This is a genomic window from Pseudomonas sp. B6002 (assembly GCF_013385985.1).
Taxonomy (GTDB): Bacteria; Pseudomonadota; Gammaproteobacteria; order Pseudomonadales; family Pseudomonadaceae; genus Aquipseudomonas.
Genome location: NZ_JACAOY010000008.1, coordinates 150,362 through 151,719 on the forward strand (window position 1 = coordinate 150,362; position 1,358 = coordinate 151,719).

Sequence of the window (1,358 nt, forward strand, 5' to 3'; positions counted from 1 at the left end):
TGTACGGACCGGAGACATGGTGGACACATGTGCGCGGACATGGTTGACACATTATGAGCCATAGTCAGGTTTGCTCACATCGAACGTTCTTAGGAAGTGATGGCAGAAATAGACGTCAAATAGCCCGTCCCTTTCAGGGTTAGGTCGTATTGCGATGTGATGCCCAACCAAGCCTTTGGCAATGCTGAAGTAGCGTTTCTGAAAACGAAATCGGCTGTGATACACCTTTGCCAATACATCGTCCGGACCGTATTCAAACTCTGATAACTGTTGCGGGTAAGCCCAGGGACTGGCTCGATACCGGTCCATAGGCACCTTATAGTCCAACGCTTGATGAGGACGTTGCAGGTTATAAATATCACGCCATCGATCAAACGCTGTTTGAGCTTCCTTGATTGTGGAGAATTGACGCCCATCAAGCACTTCGGCCTTGAGTGAGCGGTGGAAACGCTCGATCTTTCCATTGGTTTGGGGGTGATAAGGACGGCTAAAACTGATCCGAATGCCTAAGCGGATCAGCCAGATACTCAGCTCTGTGATTTCCCCTGGATTGCGTGGCGAGCCCCATGGTGGGCCGTTATCTACATTGATACGGACCGGTAATCCAAAACACTGAAATACCTCAACGATCTTCTCCTTGACCGTCGCTCCACGTTCGTTGTTGCAAGCCTGAATAGCCAAATTGAATCGTGAATGATCGTCTAACAAGGTCAGGGGATGGCATCGGCCTTCTTGCGTCGCAAAATGTCCTTTGAAATCCATCTGCCAAAGATCGTTAGGCGCATCATGCTCAAACCTGTGCTTTGCCTCTTGTTCCTTCGCAACAGGCTGAATCAGCCCGTGTCTGCGCAGGACATTCGTGACGGTGCTGGGAGCAATCTGCTTTTTCAAAAGATTGCTGATTGTGCGTCCGCCCCATGCTGGATGTTCTTTTCTGAGCGCTAAAACCTCCGCCTCCAAAGTGGCGTGCGTCAGCTTGGGGCTCGTAGCAGGCTTGCGGGACTTCTCTTGTAATCCCGACTGACCTTGCTTCTCGTAGCGGTTAAGCCACTTATAGGCCGTTTGAGGACTGATGCCGAACCGCCGACACAGTTCTCGTTTATTGCTGCCGGGTTGCCGCGCTAAGGCAACAAACTCTTCTTTCAGGCTCATGGTATCTCTCGTGTCCCAGGGCATGATGGCTTTCCGGCGATGTTGGCTCGCCGAAAAGTGTCCACCATGTCCCCGTACACCCGTCAACCATGTGTCCGGTCCGTACAGGCTTTTCCAAAGTGACCCGCTGTAAGAGCGGAACCCATAGCCGCCGTTACCGCAGAAACGGATATGTACCCCACCCAAAAAACATTACTTATAAGAAT

General features: G+C 51.3%; 1 protein-coding gene. It reads right to left on the reverse strand.

Translation table 11 applies throughout. The annotated features are described in order from the left end of the window. Positions 1–51: 51 nt before the first annotated feature. Complete coding sequence (locus HX792_RS13120) at positions 52–1,176, reverse strand: IS481 family transposase (protein WP_176996505.1); 1,125 nt, start codon at positions 1,174–1,176, stop codon at positions 52–54. Positions 1,177–1,358 lie beyond the last annotated feature (182 nt).